The 17,177-nt window shown below is 65.5% G+C and carries 18 protein-coding genes; 6 read left to right on the top strand and 12 right to left on the bottom strand.

Features of this window, described 5'->3' with window-relative positions:
* Window positions 1–62: 62 nt before the first annotated feature.
* From L6D89_RS08255 to L6D89_RS08240, 4 genes are all read right to left on the bottom strand, one after another.
* Window positions 63–1,358, bottom strand: coding sequence for an acyltransferase family protein (locus L6D89_RS08255; RefSeq protein ID WP_276574783.1), 1,296 nt, complete (start codon window positions 1,356–1,358; stop codon window positions 63–65).
* A gap of 50 nt (window positions 1,359–1,408) precedes the next feature.
* Window positions 1,409–2,566 carry a phospholipase D-like domain-containing protein gene (locus tag L6D89_RS08250; protein ID WP_236199334.1) on the bottom strand — a complete coding sequence of 386 codons (1,158 nt, stop codon included), beginning with the start codon at window positions 2,564–2,566 and terminating at the stop codon, window positions 1,409–1,411.
* Complete coding sequence (locus tag L6D89_RS08245; RefSeq protein WP_236199333.1) at window positions 2,563–3,138, bottom strand: YceI family protein; 576 nt, start codon at window positions 3,136–3,138, stop codon at window positions 2,563–2,565. Before L6D89_RS08245 ends, L6D89_RS08250 begins: the two co-directional genes overlap by 4 nt.
* A gap of 110 nt (window positions 3,139–3,248) precedes the next feature.
* Entirely contained in the window at window positions 3,249–4,154 is a 906-nt protein-coding gene (locus L6D89_RS08240; protein WP_236172938.1) for a LysR family transcriptional regulator, read from the bottom strand.
* Between the two features lie 109 nt (window positions 4,155–4,263).
* Between L6D89_RS08240 and L6D89_RS08235 the strand changes: the two genes are divergently transcribed.
* Window positions 4,264–5,763 carry an MFS transporter gene (locus tag L6D89_RS08235; protein ID WP_236199332.1) on the top strand — a complete coding sequence of 500 codons (1,500 nt, stop codon included), beginning with the start codon at window positions 4,264–4,266 and terminating at the stop codon, window positions 5,761–5,763.
* Window positions 5,764–5,841: 78 nt separating this feature from the next.
* On the opposite strand, the gene L6D89_RS08230 is transcribed toward L6D89_RS08235, so the two are convergent.
* The 6 genes from L6D89_RS08230 to L6D89_RS08205 form a co-directional block, all read right to left on the bottom strand.
* Entirely contained in the window at window positions 5,842–6,486 is a 645-nt protein-coding gene (locus tag L6D89_RS08230) for a hypothetical protein (RefSeq protein ID WP_236199331.1), read from the bottom strand.
* 166 nt (window positions 6,487–6,652) lie between these two features.
* A complete protein-coding gene (locus tag L6D89_RS08225) occupies window positions 6,653–7,252 on the bottom strand; it encodes a YceI family protein (protein WP_236199330.1) in 600 nt (199 codons plus the stop codon).
* A gap of 43 nt (window positions 7,253–7,295) precedes the next feature.
* Window positions 7,296–7,643: an amidase gene (locus tag L6D89_RS08220; protein WP_236172942.1), complete on the bottom strand. Its 348-nt coding sequence runs from the start codon at window positions 7,641–7,643 to the stop codon at window positions 7,296–7,298.
* A complete protein-coding gene (locus L6D89_RS08215; protein WP_236199329.1) occupies window positions 7,640–8,767 on the bottom strand; it encodes a serine hydrolase domain-containing protein in 1,128 nt (375 codons plus the stop codon). Before L6D89_RS08215 ends, L6D89_RS08220 begins: the two co-directional genes overlap by 4 nt.
* A 116-nt stretch (window positions 8,768–8,883) precedes the next feature.
* On the bottom strand, window positions 8,884–9,669 hold the full coding sequence (locus L6D89_RS08210) for an oxygen-binding di-iron domain-containing protein (protein WP_024762609.1): 786 nt from the start codon (window positions 9,667–9,669) through the stop codon (window positions 8,884–8,886).
* 105 nt (window positions 9,670–9,774) lie between these two features.
* Complete coding sequence (locus L6D89_RS08205) at window positions 9,775–10,671, bottom strand: acyl-CoA dehydrogenase middle domain-containing protein (RefSeq protein WP_236199328.1); 897 nt, start codon at window positions 10,669–10,671, stop codon at window positions 9,775–9,777.
* A 148-nt stretch (window positions 10,672–10,819) separates the two neighbouring features.
* On the opposite strand from L6D89_RS08205, the gene olsB reads away from it, so the two are divergent.
* Window positions 10,820–11,575 (top strand): L-ornithine N(alpha)-acyltransferase, encoded by a 756-nt coding sequence (gene olsB / locus L6D89_RS08200; RefSeq protein WP_236172946.1) that lies wholly within the window; start codon window positions 10,820–10,822, stop codon window positions 11,573–11,575.
* Window positions 11,575–12,345, top strand: coding sequence for a lysophospholipid acyltransferase family protein (locus tag L6D89_RS08195; RefSeq protein WP_236199327.1), 771 nt, complete (start codon window positions 11,575–11,577; stop codon window positions 12,343–12,345). Before olsB ends, L6D89_RS08195 begins: the two co-directional genes overlap by 1 nt.
* Window positions 12,346–12,508: 163 nt before the next feature.
* On the opposite strand, the gene L6D89_RS08190 is transcribed toward L6D89_RS08195, so the two are convergent.
* Both L6D89_RS08190 and L6D89_RS08185 read right to left on the bottom strand, forming a co-directional pair.
* Window positions 12,509–13,366 carry a universal stress protein gene (locus L6D89_RS08190; protein WP_064979869.1) on the bottom strand — a complete coding sequence of 286 codons (858 nt, stop codon included), beginning with the start codon at window positions 13,364–13,366 and terminating at the stop codon, window positions 12,509–12,511.
* 78 nt (window positions 13,367–13,444) lie between these two features.
* Window positions 13,445–14,038 (bottom strand): acyl carrier protein phosphodiesterase, encoded by a 594-nt coding sequence (locus L6D89_RS08185; protein ID WP_236172948.1) that lies wholly within the window; start codon window positions 14,036–14,038, stop codon window positions 13,445–13,447.
* 265 nt (window positions 14,039–14,303) lie between these two features.
* On the opposite strand from L6D89_RS08185, the gene L6D89_RS08180 reads away from it, so the two are divergent.
* The 3 genes from L6D89_RS08180 to L6D89_RS08170 all read left to right on the top strand — a co-directional run bounded on the left by L6D89_RS08180 (window position 14,304) and on the right by L6D89_RS08170 (window position 17,070).
* On the top strand, window positions 14,304–14,633 hold the full coding sequence (locus L6D89_RS08180; protein WP_236172949.1) for an ArsR/SmtB family transcription factor: 330 nt from the start codon (window positions 14,304–14,306) through the stop codon (window positions 14,631–14,633).
* 190 nt (window positions 14,634–14,823) lie between these two features.
* Entirely contained in the window at window positions 14,824–15,987 is a 1,164-nt protein-coding gene (locus L6D89_RS08175) for an MFS transporter (protein WP_236199326.1), read from the top strand.
* A 33-nt stretch (window positions 15,988–16,020) separates the two neighbouring features.
* Entirely contained in the window at window positions 16,021–17,070 is a 1,050-nt protein-coding gene (locus L6D89_RS08170) for an alkene reductase (RefSeq protein WP_236199325.1), read from the top strand.
* Window positions 17,071–17,177: the final 107 nt, after the last annotated feature.

The following is a 17,177-nucleotide window of genomic DNA, read 5'->3' as shown; positions in this document are numbered from 1 at the left end:
AGCGCAACCTGTAGGACCGAGGGGGACGCCGAGTCCTTGCTCGCGAACAGCCCAACGATGGATTACGACTCGGTAACCACTCGCCGCCGCGCGCCCGGTGGTGCAGGCGGGGCCGGCAACAGGTGCCGCACCAGCCATTTGCGCACCGGCACCACGCAGCGCTCCTGCACCAGTACGCAACTGGTGACCATGAACAGCAGGAACAGCGGATACAGCCAGATCGATAGCTGCTGATGAGTCGCCGACTCGACGCAGAAGGCCCAGTCGGCCAGGCAATCGCCCGGCGCGCGGATCAGTTTCTCGGTGCGCGAGAACAGCGTGAACAACGGCACATGCAGGGCGAACAGCGACAGTGAGGCCGCGCCCAGGCGCGGAGACCAGTGGCGGATCAGGCTGCTCTGCGGATCGCGCGGCAGCGCACTCATGTAGACCAGCATCAACTGCGCCGGCAGCAGCAGGCCGTTGTGCAGCAGGAAGTACCAGAACTTGGCGCCGTGGGTGTAGAGGTAATCGGCGACGAGGAAATTGCCCAGCACGAAAGCCCCCATCGCCAACAGCACTCCGCGCCCCGGCAGGCGTCCGGCGTCCTTGTATTCGCGGAACAGCCCATAGGCGAGGATGCCACTGAGAAACTCCGGCAAACGCAGCAGCGGATTGCGGTGCAGCAGGCCGGTCCAGGGCATGCCGTACTGCTCACTGGCGACCACCAGTAGCGGCGGAATCAGGTAGAGCAGCCACAGCGCCAGCAGCCATCTCCACTTGTTCTGCAGACGCGCCAGGCGCGGCGCGACAAAGGGGAAGCAGAGGTAGAAGAAGAACAGCGTCGAGAGCGACCAGAGCGGCGCGTTGAAGGTCAGGTAGTAAGGGTTCCAGGCCTGCAGCATGGTGAGCTGGAGGATGCTGTTGAACAGCAACTCGCGGTCGCTCATCCAGTGGTGGAAGAGTTCCGGCTGCAAGCGGCCGATGGCCTCGTTGGTGTCGTAGATGACGAAGCGCGGCGTGGCCTGGTCCAGGTCCGGGCCGATGCCCAGCCCGCTCACCACCAGCAGCACGCTGATGGTCAGCAGGATCGAGAAGATGTGCAGCGGGTAGAGGTTGGACAGGCGCTTGGTGAAGAAGCTGCGCGGGCTCTCGCGCAGTTGTCCGTCGGTGACGTAGACGTGGCAGAGAAGGAAGCCGGAGAGCACGAAGAAGGTACTGGTGGCGAAGAAGCCCAGGGCAGTGAGGTCATCCAGGCCGGCGAATTTCTGCTCCGCCGGGTAGCTGTGCAGGGTGTGGTAGATCACCACGTAAAGCCCCATCAGGAAGCGCAGCCATTCCAGACCGATGAAGCGTTCCTTTTTTTGTACTGTTTCCACGCCTCTCTCCTCCTACTCGACGAACGACAGCTGAACGCATGGCAACAACGTCAGCGGCGACGGTCAAGGAAGTTCACCACCAGCCGGTCCAGCGAACCCCACAGCCGCTCGCGCATGCGCTTCCACCAGGGGCGCGCACGCCAGGAACCCAGGTCGATCTCGCGGCTCTGGGCGAAGTCGGCGCCCAGGCACTCGGCCACCGTCGCGGTAAATGACGGATCGAACGCTTCTACATTGGCCTCCAGATTGAACCGAAGGTTCCAATGATCGAAGTTGCATGAACCGACGCTGACCCAGTCATCGACCAGTACCATCTTCAGATGAAGGAAACGCGGTTGGTATTCGAAGATCTTCACGCCGGCGCGCAACAGGCTCGGATAGTAGCGCTGGCCGGCGTAGCGCACGGGCGCATGGTCGGTGAGGCGGCCGGTGAGCAGCAGGCGCACGTCGACCCCGCGCTGCGCAGCCTTGCGCAGGGCGCGGCGGACCTTCCAGGTCGGCAGGAAGTATGGCGTCGCCAGCCACACGCGCTGGTGCGCGCCACGCAGCGAACGCACCAGCGCCTGGAGGATATCGCGGTGCTGGCCGGCGTCGGCGTAGGCCACCCGCGCCAGGCCCTCGCCATAGTTGGGGATTGGCGGCAGGCGGGTGAGCAGGACTTCCTCGCGGGGTTTCCAGGCGCGCACGCCGAGGCAGGCATTCCACTGCCGCTCGAACAGGCGCTGCCAGTCGGCGACGATGTGGCCGGTCATCTCCACCATGACCTCGTGCCAGTCGCTGCGGTTCTCTCGCGCGGACCAGAACTCATCGGTGGCGCCGGTGCCACCGACGTAGGCGATGCGCTCGTCCACCAGCAGCAGTTTGCGGTGATCGCGGTACAGGTTGCGCAGGCCGGCCTTCCAGTTCAGCGGGTTGTACTGGCGCAGCTCGCCACCCGCTTCCAGCAATTGCTGTGACCAGGCGCTGGAAAGCTTCAGGCTGCCGAAGGCATCGAACAGGCAGCGCACCTTCACGCCACGCCCGAGCGCAGCCAGCAGGCGGTCGAGCAGCGCCTCGGCGCAGCTGCCGCTTTCCACCAGGTAGAGTTCCAGTTCGATCTGCCGCTCGGCGCTGTCGATGGCAGCGAACATGCGCGGGAAGAAGCGCTCGCCATCGCAGAGCAGGGCGAAACGGTTGCCCGTCCGCCAGGGGAAGATCGGGCCGCTCACCGCGAGGCGAAGATCAGCACGGCGCCCACCGGCACCGACAGGCCAATGCTCTTCAGCCCGGCCAGTTTGCGCAGCTGTGCCACGCCCGGCGCGAGGCCGAAGTCAGCGGCGGTGATCACCAGCGGCTGCAGGGTCACGACCTGGAAGCGGTGCTCGTCCAGGCGGGTGATCAGCACGTCGGTACGATAGTCCTTCGCCTGGCCGTTGAGTTCCAGGCGCAGCGGCAGGCGCATCTCCAGTTGCACGCCACTGGCCAGTTCGGTGATGGGGCGCAGGTCGAGCTTCGCGGTGACGCGCGCATCCGGATGCTTTTCGGTATCGAAGAGTTGCTCGCGCAGGCGCTCGTCGCGCAGCGGAATGCCCGTACTGAGCGAATCCATCTCGATGCGCAACTCAACCTGACCCTGCTCCTCCACCTTGCCATGCATCACCAGGAAGCGATTCACCTCGGCGATGTCGGCATTCTTGGTGGTAACGAAGGTCAGCCGCGAGGACTCGTAGTCGAGGTACCAGGCAGCCTGGGCGGAGGCGGCGAAGCAGGCCGCGAAGAGGAAGGCGAACAGCGAGCGCATGGAATCCCTTACATGAAAACGGATGGATCAAAGGCCAACGATAGCGGCCCGCCGTCGGCTTGCAAACCGCCCGACCGGCGAGCCATTGGGCAGGCATCGCGGTCATTGGTTCAGTCCGCCAGCAGGGCGGGAATCCCGGCCACCAGCGCATCGATCGCGCAGCGGATCTTCGATGGCATGTAGCGGGTCTTCGGCCACACCGCGTGGATCTCCAGCGGCGGCAGGTTGCAGCGGCCCTTCACCACTACCAGCTCGCCCAGCTTCACATGCCGCGCCAGCAGCCAGGACGGCAGGCGCGCCAGGCCGAAACCGGCCACGGCGGCAGCGGTGATGGCCTGCAGGTCGTCCATGCTCAGCTGTGGATCGATGTCGATGCGTTGCGCGTGGCCGTCGTCGTCGCGCAGGTCCCAGGGCGAGGTGACGCCGGCGACCGAGTAGCTGATGGCGGCGTGACCGGCGAGATCGTCCAGGCCCTCGGGCATGCCGCGCTCGGCGATATAGGCGGGTGCCGCGCCGATACTGGTGTACTGCACACCCAGCTTGCGCGCGGCGAGCGTGGCACTGTCGCCCAGCGGGCCAATGCGCACGGCGAGGTCGAAGCCCTCTTCCACCAGGTCGACGCGGCGGTCGGTGAACGACAGGTCGATCTTCAGCGACGGGTACTGCCGCGCCAGCGCCAGCATCAGCGGCACCACGCAGAGGTGGCCAAAGGAGATCGGCACGCTGACCCGCAGGCGCCCGCGCGGCTCCATCCGCCCGCCTTCCAGCGCGGTGTGCGCGGCGTCCAGTTCGGCCAGGGCACGCACGCAGCTGTCGTAGAACACCTGGCCGTCGTCGGTGAGGTTCTGGCTGCGCGTGGTGCGTTGCAGCAGGCGCACACCCAAGCGCGCCTCCAGCCGGGCGATGGCCTTGCCCACCGCCGAGCGAGTGAGATTCAGACGCTCGGCGGCCACGGCAAAGCTGCCGGCATCCACCACCTGAACGAAGGTGGCGATGCCATCAAGTCGGTCATCCATCAGGCAGCCCCTTTTGAATCCTCAAGAGACCCAATGATGGGACGAAATGGAGCCAATGGGGAACCCTGTTCTTTTTCAGAATAGAGGTTCGTCCCCCGGAGCCATCCTCATGACTGCCCACCAAAACCCCAGAAACCTCATCGCCCTGGCCGCGGTGTGCCTGTCCTCGATGATGTTCGGCCTGGAAATCTCCAGCGTTCCGGCCAGCCTTCCAGCCCTGGAGCGGGTACTGCACGGCGACTTCCAGGACCTGCAATGGGTGATGAACGCCTACACCATCGCCGTCACCAGCGTACTGATGGCCGCCGGCACCCTGGCCGACCGCTTCGGCCGCAAGCGCGTGTTCGTCATCAGTCTCGCGCTGTTCGGCGTCACTTCGCTGCTCTGCGGGCTGGCGACCAGCATGCCGGCAATGATCGCCGGGCGCTTCCTGCAAGGCGCGGCCGGCGGGGTCATGCTGATCTGCCAGGTGGCGGTCCTCACCAGCCAGTTCAGCGACCCGGCGCAGCGCGTACGCGCCTTCGCCGCCTGGGGCGTGGTATTCGGCATCGGCCTGGGTTTCGGGCCGATCATCGGCAGCGCCATCGTCGCCCTGGCCAGTTGGCAATGGGTGTTCCTGGTGCACGGGCCGCTCGCCCTGCTCACCCTGGCACTGGCGCAGTACGGCGCGGTGGAGTCGCGCGACCCGGATGCCGAGCGGCTGGATATGGGCGGCATGCTGACGCTGTCGCTGGCCGTCCTCGGCACGGTGTTCTACATCACCCAGGGTGCCGACCTGGGCTTTGCCAGCCCGGCCGCGCTGGCGATCCTGCTGCTCAGCGTCGCCTGCCTGGCGGCGTTCATCCTGATCGAGCGCCACGTCGCCCACCCGCTGTTCGACTTCTCGGTCTTGCGCATCCGCGCATTCTCCGGAGCGATGTTCGCCTCGGCGGGGATGAACGCGAGCTTCTGGCCGCTGATGATCTACCTGCCGGTCTACTACCACGGCGTGCTCGGCTACGACGACGTGAAGGCCGGCTGGTCGCTGCTCGCCTACACCCTGCCAACGCTGCTGGTGCCGCCGATCGCCGAGCGCCTGGCGCACCGCTTCCACCCCGGCTGGGTGATCCCCGGCGGGATGTTCGTGATCGGCGCCGGCTTCTTCCTGATGCTCTGGGGCAGCGCCGTCGACCACGCCAGCTGGCTGACCCTGCTGCCCGGCTGCGTGCTGGCCGGCATCGGCCTGGGCATGACCAACACCACGGTGACCAACACCTCCACCGCTGCCGTGCCCGCTGCCCGCGCTGGCATGGCCTCGGGCATCGACATGAGCGCGCGGATGATCTCCCTGGCAATCAACATCGCGGTGATGGGGCTGATCCTGCTTTCCGGTGTCGCCGCCGCACTCCACGGCGTGGATGGCAGCGAGAAGCTGCAACAAGCGGCGAGCATCGCCAGCGGCCGGCCGGGCACGGACGATCCGGAGGGCGCCCGCGCGGCACTGGTGCAAGGCTTCGGCTGGGTGCTGGGCTACGGCGGGATCAGCGCCTGGCTGTTCGCGGCGGGCAGCTTCACGGCATTCGGAGCAGGCCGGACGACTCGGCCTGAAATGGAAACTACACGCTCCTGAACTGCCCGAAATCCAACCGGCAGGCCGGGCTCATCGTGATCCGCACCGACTGGGAACCCGCATCGGAAGCACTCTCCGTCAACCTAGCAACTTGGAGCCATCACTCGGGTAACAGTGGAAAAGGACATACTTCCCGCTGTTGGCCATCAGACAATGCCCCTCGTAGTGAATACCGTTGCGTGGTTCCGCCTGACCGGTTGGTTGCTTGCTCCCTTCAACATAAGGGAGGCCCTTGGCCCACTCCAGCATCTCCGGCAACGTGTTCGCACGGTGCCACGCCACGTCGCAGGTGCTGTTGAACTTGTTACCGCCGTGAGTTACCCGGGTGCCAATCGGATGGCTCTTGTGCTGATGCTTTAGCTGATCGTTATCCAGGTAAACGGTTACGTTGCCTTCCATGAGACTTACATGGGACGCACTACCCCTGAGGTCTTTTATATCCAGTACCGCCTGATCGAAATGAGCCGGTTTCGAGAGAGTGAATGACTGGCCATGGGACTTGACTGCATCGTTCAGCGTAGCAAGCGCGTCCTCCGGCGTTAGATGTGCCAGGCCCAAGGACTCGATGATCGACAATAGAACCGTGAAGTTCATTTCCTGCGCGGCCACCTGCCCAGCCTCCTCAATTGAACTATCGCCGGTGAAATTCATTTCCCATGCCAGCCTGAAGGCATTTTTGATCGCATATCCTCGGAAAGTCTGGAGTTCAGTCGCCTTGCACATATTCTCAACTGTCCTTGTTATTGAGCTGCGGAGTTGCCGGGCACGCCAAGTCGGGCATCGGCAAGCTGTCAGCGCCGAAGTCTAGCCGCTGTTGGCTGGCGCCGACTGGCCTCGCAACGTCATACCCGCCGCAGCCCTGCGCCAGCCCGTTCCCATTCCCGCACTATCAGGGGCTCTGCTTGATCACCTGGCTGAACCCCAGCACCGCGAACACTGGCACTTCGGGAGTGATCGAAGGCACGTTGGCGACTTCCTTGAGCGGCTCGAGCTTTTCCTCCAGGTCGAAGTCGATCAGCTTGAGTACCAGCGGCTCCAGGGTCGTCACTTCGATACGCGTCTCGCTGGGGCGGCTGACCAGTACCTCGGACTTGAGCCGGCGCTGCTGGCCATGCAGGTCGAGGTTGAAGTCCACGGTTTCCTGGCGCGACTGGCCGACCTGCAGGTCGTCGTAACGGCTCAGGTCCAGCTGGCTGCTGACGATCGCCTCGGGGAAGCGCTCGATCTCGAAGAAGGAATTGCGCATGCGCTCGTCGCGCAGCGCCAGGCCGCTGTCGATGGACTCCAGCGGCACCACGACGCGCACCGCGCCCTGGTCGTCGATCTGCCCGGAGAGGCGGTCGAAGCGCTGCACTTCCGCCATCTTGCCGCGTTTGACCGAGACAAAGCTGATCCGCGAGGTGTCACCGTCCAGTTGCCATTCGGCCAGGGCCAGCGGGCTGGCCAGTACCAGCAACGCGCACACAGCGCCTGTTACAAAAGAATGCATCGATCCTCCGAAGCGGGTCGTCCCGCTCCGTGGAACGCGCCCGTCAGTGGTTGCCCGATTCGGGCAATTCATCCGCCTGGGGCATCAGTTGGCATCCTTCGCGCGCACCGAGCCAGGCGGCTGTCTGCGTACTGCCAAGGCCGCGGGCGGTCACCCGCTTGCGCGCTTCGTCGTCGAGGAAGCCGCTGGTCGGCACGTACTGCTTGGTATAGGCCCGGCAATAGTCCGCCGAGTTCCCCATAACGTAGCGGCAGGAGCAGTACTCCTTGGCGGTGTAGGCGCCGATGATGCCAGGGAAGGCGGCGAGGTGGACGCGGTTCTGCCAGGCCGTGGTCACCAGTGCGAGCAGCAGCAGGACCAGGGCAGTGAGGATCGGATGGCGGCGGATCATGGCTGCACCTCCCCGTGGGCGAAGGCCGCCTGGGCAAGCTTGAGGAAGGTATCGTGCTGGTAGCTGCCGTCACGGTCGTCGGCATAGCGGACGATCACCAGCTTCTGTTCGGGAATCACGTAGAGCGCCTGGCCCCAGTGGCCGAGCGCCGCGAAGGTGTCCTCGGGGGCATCCGGCCAGGGCGCGAGCGCGCCGGCCACCGGGCGGTTGAGCCACCACTGGCCGCCGGGTACCGCCTCGTTGGGCTTCTTCGGATCGGGCTGGTACTCGGGGAACGGCGCGAGGACGAATTTCATCCAGTCCTGCGGCAACAACTGGCGATCCTTCCAGCGCCCGTCGCGTTCCATCAGCAGGCCGATGCGCGCCATGTCGCGGGCAGTCATGTAGGCGTAGGAAGAACCGACGAAGGTACCGCTGGCATCACGCTCCCAGACGGCGGACTGGATACCCAGCGGCTCGAACAGCGCGGTCCATGGGTAGTTCGCGTAGTCCTTGCCGACCATCTGCTTGAGCGTGGCCGAGAGCACGTTGCTGTCGCCGCTGGAGTAGCGGAAGCGCTTGCCCGGCTCGGCATCGGCGGGGAAGCCGGCGGTGAATTTAGCCATGTCGTCACGACCACGGGTGTAGAGCATCGCCACCACCGAGGAACGCACCGGCGCGTATTCGTACTCCTCCTGCCAGGCCAGGCCGGAGGCCCAGTGCAGCAGGTCGCGCATTTTGATATCGGGATGGTCGGCGAAGGCCGGGTAATGCCGGGCGACCGGGTCGTCGAGCTGGAACTTGCCCTCGCCGAAGGCCACGCCGAGCACGCTGGCCATCACGCTCTTGCTCATCGACCAGGCCAGGTGCGGCGTCTGCGCGCTGGTCGGGCCGGCGTAGCGTTCGTAGATCAGCTGGCCGTCGCGGATCACCACCACTGCATCGGTACGTACGCCCTTGCGGGTGCCGTCGTCGCGGGCGGGGAAGGCGTAGCTCTCGAACTCCTGCACGGCGGCGCCGCTGGGCGTGGCACCGTGGGGCCAGTCGGCCTCGGGCCAGGTTTCGCTACCGTGAGCGTGGCTGCTGAGCAGGCAGGTGGCCAGCGTCAGCGCACGCAGCGCTGGGCGGAAGGGGGCAAAGGGCATCGGCGGGCCTCTTGTTATCAGGTCGGCCCGCACCCTAGCACGGTGAAGATGACGGATTAAGCGCCGATCGTGCCGTAATCAAGGACGATTGGCGCAATCGGTCAGCATGGGGCCTGTCAGCGTGGCACCTGGTAATCCTCCGGCCCCATGAGGTCCATGCCGCATTGCAGGTCACTGATCCAGTCGAGGAAGGCTCCGATCATGGCCTTGCCCACGAAGGGGCGGCCGTGTTGCGGGACGATCATCTCGATGTCCATGCCGCGCACCATCGATGCCCAGAGGCGCGCGACCTTGTTCGACGCCATGTAGCGGCGGTGGAAGCCTTCCATGTGCGGTACGTGCGCTGCGAAGTCCTGCACCGGGCTGGCGTCGTCCACCAGGGAGGCGCCCATGTCGCCGGAGAAGAGGATCTTGCTGACCGGATCGTAGATCTGGAAGTTGCCCACCGAGTGCAGGAAGTGCGCAGGGATCATCTTCAGTTGGCAGCGACCCAGTTGTACCGATTCGCCCCGGTCCGGCAGCGGAATGACACGGTCATAGGTGGAGATGCCATGGCTGACCGCCAGGTAGTTGGCCGTCAGGTGCGGCAGGAAGCGCGCCCAGAGCTTGGAGCAGATGACCTTGGCGCGTGTGTGCAGCAGCCATTTGTCCAGCGCGGCGATGATGTCCGGGTCCTGGTGCGAGGCGAAGATGTAGTCCAGGTCCTGCAGCGAGAACAGTTTCGAGAGTTCCAGGGACAACGGCGTATAGGTCAGGTCACCGCCCGGATCGAGCAGCAGGCGCTTGTCGTGGTCGACGATGAGGAACTGGTTGGATTGCACACCGTCGCCGCTGACCAGATCGTCGAAACACAGGCATTGGTGTTTACCGTCGTCGAACAGCACGATGGGTTCGCGTCGCATGAGGGGGATTTCCTAAAGCAGTGGGAGGGAAAACAGTGGGTAGCCCTGCGGAAATTTCTAGGTATTCAGAAACCTCTGTAAGGCTAACGTCCCCTCCCCCAGCCCTCACTGACGTGGGTCAAGGCCTATTGCCACCCTCGCTTTCTCCAGGCGCTTGGCCCGTGCGGCGCCGGCGATGGCGAGCACGCCCTTGTCGCGTCTCCAGACCGCCGCCAGCTCCGGGTCGCCCGAGGCGAAGGCGGCATCCAGTGTCGCGGCGAGGCCTTCGAACTGGCTGAACACACCGGCCAGCAGCAGGTGGGTTTCCGGCTGAGAAGCCGGCTGCCGGCTGACTTCCGCACAGCCGGCCAGTACACCGGTCAGGCGCAACGCCAGCTCCGCCGGCCACTGGTGCTCCAGCGCCAGGCCATAAAGCCAGGCGCAGACCGCCGCCAGCACATGGGTGTCCTCCAGGGTGCGGAAGGGCTTGCTGTAGGCCTCCCAGCCATCACCGGGCAAGCGCTCGCAGTGGGCGCCGTCGAGCAGCAGGCGAGCGTGGGGGATGTCCGGCATCAGCGGCAGGGCCGGCAACGCCTCGAGCTTCGCGCCCGGAGAACCGGACTGGACGACGGTCATGGCGATGCGCGGAGGCTGTCCCTCGTCCTCGTCACGCGCGGCGACCAGCCACCAGGCGGCGCTGTCGGCAGCGGTGGCGAAGTCCTTGCGACCGTGCAGCACCAGACCGTCGAGGCGGGTCTGCAGGTCGGCGGGGCGCACGCTCTTCTTCTCGGTCACGCAGAGCGCGCCGAGGCTGCGCGGGGCCGCTGGCCAGAGCGCGCGCAGGGCGGCCTGGTAACCGGCGAGGAAGGCCAGCCCCGGCGAAGTCGCCATGCGGCCGCCGAGCACTGCCAGCTCAAAGCTGCCGGCATGAGCGGCGCGCTCCAGGAGTTCGGCGTACCAGTCCTCCAGGGCAAGGCCCGGCGGCAGCCGGTCCTGTGGGCCGAGCAGGCATTTCCAGGTCATCGCGGCGCTCCTTCCTTCGAGGTCGTTGTTCTTGTCATACAAGCATCACCGCACCGTCATGGGCGTGACACCGGTCATTCCTAGCCTGAGCTTGCACAACAAAGCCGACCGGCCGCAACCCGCATGGCCGGTTCACGGAGGCACTCGCATGAGTCAGATCGCCCTCTCCTGTGACACCCCGGCAGAACGCCGTCTCAAGGCCGTGCGTCTGCGCGGCGCCCGCGCCCTGCGCGAAGCCCAGGCCCTGCGTTACCGCGTGTTCAGCAGCGAGTTCGATGCCCAGCTCAAAGGTGCGGACCAGGGGCTGGACATGGACGACTACGACCGTCACTGCGCCCACATCGGCGTGCGCGACCTCAACACTGGAGCGCTGGTGGCCACCACCCGCCTGCTCGACCACCGCGCCGCCCAGCGCCTGGGGCGCTTCTACAGCGAAGAGGAGTTCGCCCTCGACGGCCTGGACAACCTGCAGGGCCCGGTGCTGGAAATCGGCCGTACCTGCGTCGACCCGGACTACCGCAATGGCGGCACCATCGCCGTGCTCTGGAGCGAGCTGGCCGAAGTGCTGAATGAAGGCGGCTACCGCTACCTGATGGGCTGCGCCAGCATCCCGATGCGCGACGGCGGCATCCAGGCCCGCGCGGTGATGCAGCGCCTGCGTGACCGCTACCTGTGCCAGCAGAACCTGCGCGCCGAGCCGAAAACCCCGTTGCCGCAACTGGACGTGCCGGACAACCTCACCGCCGAGCTGCCGCCGCTGCTCAAGGCCTACATGCGCCTGGGCGCGAAGATCTGCGGCGAGCCCTGCTGGGACCCGGACTTCGGCGTCGCCGACGTGTTCATCCTGCTCAAGCGCGACGAGCTCTGCCCGCGCTACGCCCGCCACTTCAAGGCGGCGGTCTGATGCGCCGCCTGCGTGCCTGGCTGCGCGTCTCCCGCTTGCTGATGCTGTTGCTGGTAGGCCTTGCGCTGGCCAGCTTCGTCAGCCTGCTGGAGCGCCTGCCCGGCGGTGACCGGATGCCCTTGCGCCAGCGCCTGACGCGCTGGTTCCTGGCGCGCTTGTCCGGCGCCCTGCCCTTTGAGCTACAGGTGCACGGCGAGATGCCCGAGCAACCGATGCTGTGGGTGTCGAATCATGTGTCCTGGGTCGATATCCCGCTGCTGGGCGGCCTGCTGCCGCTGACCTTCCTGTCCAAAGCCGAAGTGCGCCAATGGCCCGTCGCCGGCTGGCTGGCGGAAAAGGCCGGCACATTGTTCATCCGCCGGGGTTCTGGCGATTCGCGAATGATCAATGCACAGCTCGCCACCCAACTGTCGCGCGGCCGTTCACTCCTGGTTTTCCCCGAAGGCACCACCACCGACGGCCAGGGCCTGCGCACCTTCCACGGCCGGCTGATGGCCAGCGCCATCGAGGCCGGCGTGCCGGTGCAGCCAGTGGCGCTGCGCTACCGGCGCAACGGGCAGGCGTGCGAGCTGGCGCCCTTCATCGGCGACGATGATCTGGTCAGTCACCTGAAGCGCCTGTTCGACAATGATCGGGGAATCGTGGAAGTCCATCTGCTGCCGGCACTCTCCAGTGCCCACCAGGACCGCAACCTGCTGGCCAGGCAGGCTCACGCCGCGATCCACGCGGTGGTGTGCGAGCGTCAGGGAGAATCGGCCATCGCGGCCTGAGGCCCGCTGGCAAGGCAGCGGAAGAAAGCGAAGAAGGGTTTGGAGCCCGCCGTAACCTACGGCCGGCGGGTTCCCACTCTGACGAAACAGCTTTCAAACTGCGCCGGGCGGCACCCTCGAGCAGCCCGGTGAAGCCTGAAAACAGTCTCCAGACGCCGCAGGCTCAAGCCTCCGGCGGCACGACCAGGATGTCACAATCCAGTTCGCGCAGAGCGTAGTCGGCAACACTGCCGATCAGGGCACGCTTGATCCCCCCCATACCCCGAGTACCCATGACCAGCAGATCCGGCCGATGCTTGTCGACCATCCGCTGCAACACGTTGCCCGGCAGCCCGACGGCCACCAGTTGTTCATCGATGCGCTCTTCCAGGTGCTGGTCGTGGAGGAACGTCTTCAACTCCTCCACCGCCTGGCGCGATTCGCTGCTGACAAATTCGTCGATGCGCTCCTCGCTGACTCCGGAGTACTGCATCATGCCCTTGGCCAGCGGGCTGAAGGCGTAGACGCCGCGGCGCACGGCGCCTTCCAGCAGGCCCAGGTCATTGGCCACTTCCACCGCGTGGGCCGAGGCCGGCGAGGTGTCCAGGGCGATCAGCAGGTCGCGGTACTGGCCGCCGGCCGGCTGGTTGACCACCAGCACCGGCAATTGCCCGGCGCGCAGCACTCGCTCGACGGTGGTACCAACGAAGATGTCGCGCAGCACGCTCTTGCGGTGCGCACCCATCACCAGCATTTCGCAGTTCAGGTTCTTCGCTGCGGCGAGGATCTTCTGGTTCGGATCGCCGCGCTCCACCAGCAGTTTCGGACAGGTGCCACCCATTTCGGTGAGTTCGACCAGACGCGCTTCGAGCATCATGCGCACCTGGGTAACTTCCTGCTCGACCAGCGCCGACGGCTGGTCCTCATCGACCACGTAAAGCACGGTCCAGGGGCAGGCGTAGCGCTTGGCCAGCGCTGCCGCACGGTGCAAAGCCTTTTCGGAACGGCCGGACAGATCCGTTGCGACCATTAGCGACTTCATCATGCTGCTCCTCTCGTCGTCCTTCAGATGTGTCTATTGCACACGCTATGGGCCGCCGGGCGGTTGACGCATATCAAGTCAGGCCGGACCGTCCATCGATTTCGGCGGATTTCTGACGAACTCCTGAAGTTCGGGATAGAACTCACGGAAGTCCTCGCTCAGCGGCTGGTAAAGACGATCCAGCTCCTCCCAGGCGCCATCCAGCAGGGACGGCCGCGACAGGCGCCGGGACATGCCGGCGACCACATCCTGCAATACCTCGAACTGCCGATAGCTGCCGAGCCAGTCCTGCGCGGCCATGCGCGGTGCAATGCGCGCCAGACGCTCGGGCAGGCCGGGCGTGCGGCCCAGTACACCGTAGACCCGTTGGGTGAAGTGCTCCAGCGGCTCACCGGAGAAACGCTCCCAGTCACGCGCCAGGCAGTGGTCGTAGAACACGTCCAACAGCACGCCAGCCATGCGCCGGCGCTCACTGGGGAAGCGCGACTTGGCACTGTGTATCAAGGGATGACTGTCGGTGAAGGCGTCGATGCGCCGGTGCAGGCGGATACCCGCCTCGATCTCGGCGGGCCATTGCCCGGCGAGCGGGCCTTTGACGAAATCGCCATACAGGCTGCCGAGCAGTTGGGCGGGCCGGTCGCCGCCCAGGTGGAGATGCGCGAGGTAGTTCATGAGCTGAGCTTAGCGCGGACCGATGCTCTTCTGTAGGAGCAAGCTTGCTCGCGAACCGAGAAAGCTCGGAGCCAAGGGGTTCGCGAGCAAGCTCGTTCCTACGAAGAGCAGGCTCGGAGCGGAGGCGGAATCATCGTGGACCGAGTCCGCTCCTGCGTCAGCTGGGTAATATCATCGGTGTTGATCATTACTATCGCGCCAAACGAATTCATATCGTTTTTGACCGATATATAGTTCGTCTCAACGCGATATACCGATGTGCCCCATGACTGAACAACTCCCTCTCGATCCTGGTATCGACCTCGACGAAATCTTCAAGGCCCTGGCCCACCCGGTGCGGCGCGACATGCTGCACTGGCTCAAGGACCCGGAGCAATTCTTCGTCGAGCAGGAACACCAATCCTTCGAGATCGGCGTCTGCGCCGGCAAGTTCGACCAGCGCACCGGTCTGTCGCAATCCACCGTTTCCGCGCATCTGGCCACCCTCCAGCGCGCGGGACTGGTGACCAGTCGAAAAGTCGGCCAGTGGAATTTCTTCAAACGTAATGAAGAAACCATCCAGGCCTTTGTTCGCCACCTGAGCGAAGCGCTGTAACAAACCCGTTCAGAATCTTGCGAGCTAGAGCAGAGCAAGGCGAAAACAGACGAGGAAGCGCAGTTTACAAGCGGTAAATGAGCATTCCGAGTCTGTTTTCAACGCAGCTATGCCGACGCGCAGCAGATTCAGGACGGGTTTGACCGGCTACTGCCAGCCAAGACAATTTCAACTCTCCAGGAGCAGGCGCATGCCCACTTCGCTTCTCGTCCTCGCTTTGTCCGCGTTTGCCATCGGCACCACGGAATTCGTGATCATGGGCCTGTTGCCCGAGGTTGCGAGCGACTTGTCCGTAACCATTCCGGCCGCCGGCTGGCTGGTCAGCGGCTACGCCTTCAGCGTCGCCATCGGCGCGCCGATCATGGCCCTGCTGACAGCCCGACTGCCGCGCAAGACTGCCCTGCTGATGCTCATGGGCATCTTCATCCTCGGTAATCTGCTCTGCGCGGTGGCTGCCAATTACGGCCTGCTGATGCTGGCGCGGATCATCACCGCGCTGTGCCACGGCGCCTTCTTCGGCATCGGCTCGGTGGTCGCCGCCAGCCTGGTACCGGCCAACCGCAAGGCTTCAGCCGTAGCCCTGATGTTCACCGGCCTGACCCTGGCCAACGTGCTCGGCGTTCCGGCCGGCACCGCGCTGGGCCAGGTCGCTGGCTGGCGCTCGCCGTTCTGGGCGGTGACCCTGATCGGCGTCTTCGCACTGATCAGCCTGTGGCGAGTTCTGCCCAAGCAACACGATGAAGAAGCGGTGGACATGCGCAAGGAAGTCTCCGCGCTGCGCAACGGCCCGCTGTGGCTGGCGCTGGGCACCACCGTGCTGTTCTCCGCCGCGGTCTTCGCACTGTTCACCTATGTCGCGCCGCTGCTGGGCGAAGTCACCCGGGTCTCGCCGCGCGGCATCACCTGGAGCCTGGTACTGATCGGCCTCGGCCTGACCCTGGGCAACATCATCGGCGGCCGCCTGGCCGACTGGCGCCTGGGCACGACCCTGGCCGGCGTGTTCGCCACCATGGCGGTGGTTTCCACCGTGCTGAGCTGGACCAGCGCTGCGCTGATCCCGGCCGAAATCACCCTGTTCATCTGGGCCGCTGCCGCCTTCGCCGCAGTGCCCGCCCTGCAGGTCAACGTGGTCCGCGTCGGCGGCGCCGCACCGAACCTCGTCGCCACCCTGAACATCGGCGCCTTCAACGTCGGCAACGCCATCGGCGCCTGGGTCGGCGGCAGCGTCATCGACCACGGCCTGGGCCTGACCCGCGTGCCCCTGGCCGGCGCCGTGCTCTCCGTACTCGCCCTGATCGCGGTGATGATCGCGTTCAGCGGCAAGCCCAACCAGACCCAAACCGTCCTCGATTGATCCTCCACCCTCACCCCGTATTGGAGTAACGCAATGACCACGCTTTTCGATCCCATCGTCATCGGTGACCTGGAACTGCCCAATCGCATCATCATGGCCCCGCTGACCCGCTGCCGCGCCGACGAAGGCCGTGTGCCCAACGCCCTGATGGCCGAGTACTACACCCAACGCGCCGACGCCGGCCTGATCCTCAGCGAAGCCACCTCGGTGACCCCGATGGGCGTGGGTTACCCGGATACCCCCGGCATCTGGTCCGACGACCAGGTCCGCGGCTGGACCAACATCACCAAGGCCGTGCATGCCAACGGCGGTCGCATCTTCCTGCAACTGTGGCACGTGGGCCGCATCTCCGACCCGCTGTACCTGAACGGTGATACCCCGGTGGCACCGAGCGCCATCAAGCCCGCCGGCCACGTCAGCCTGGTGCGTCCGATCAAGGAGTTCGTCACCCCGCGCGCCCTGGAAACCGAAGAGATCGCCGACATCGTCGAGGCCTACCGCATCGGTGCCGAGAACGCCAAGGCCGCCGGCTTCGACGGCGTGGAAGTGCACGGTGCCAACGGCTACCTGCTCGACCAGTTCCTGCAGAGCAGCACCAACCAGCGCACCGACCAGTACGGCGGCTCGGTGGAGAACCGCGCACGCCTGCTGCTGGAAGTCACTGACGCGGTGATCGGTGTGTGGGGTGCCGGCCGCGTCGGCGTACACCTGGCGCCGCGCATGGACTCCCACGACATGGGCGATGCCGACCCGCTGGCCACCTTCGGCTACGTGGCCCGCGAGCTGGGCCAGCGCGGCGTGGCGTTCATCTGCACCCGCGAGAAGGCTGCTGACGACAGCATCGGCCCGAAACTGAAGGAAATCTTCGGTGGCGTGTACATCGCCAATGAGCGCTTCACCAAGGAAACCGCGACCGAGTGGCTGCAAAGCGGCAAGGCCGACGCGGTCGCCTTCGGCATCCCGTTCATCGCCAACCCGGACCTGGTGGCCCGCCTGCAGAAAGGCGCCGCCTGGAACGAGCCGCACCCGGAAACCTTCTACGCCAAGGGCCCGGTCGGCTACCTGGACTACCCGCGCCTGTAAGGGCCGGCTCCAGCGCCAACGAAAAGGGCGCCTTCCTGCGAAGGCGCCCTTTTCATTTCTGCGCAAGGCAACAACCCTGCGTAGGAGCGGACTCCGTCCGCGATCGA

It is taken from the genome of Pseudomonas pseudonitroreducens, assembly GCF_021603645.1.
In the GTDB taxonomy this organism is placed as follows: Bacteria; Pseudomonadota; Gammaproteobacteria; order Pseudomonadales; family Pseudomonadaceae; genus Pseudomonas; species Pseudomonas pseudonitroreducens.
The sequence above is the reverse complement of the archived record's forward strand: the minus strand, read 5'-3'. Positions and strand labels throughout refer to the sequence as shown.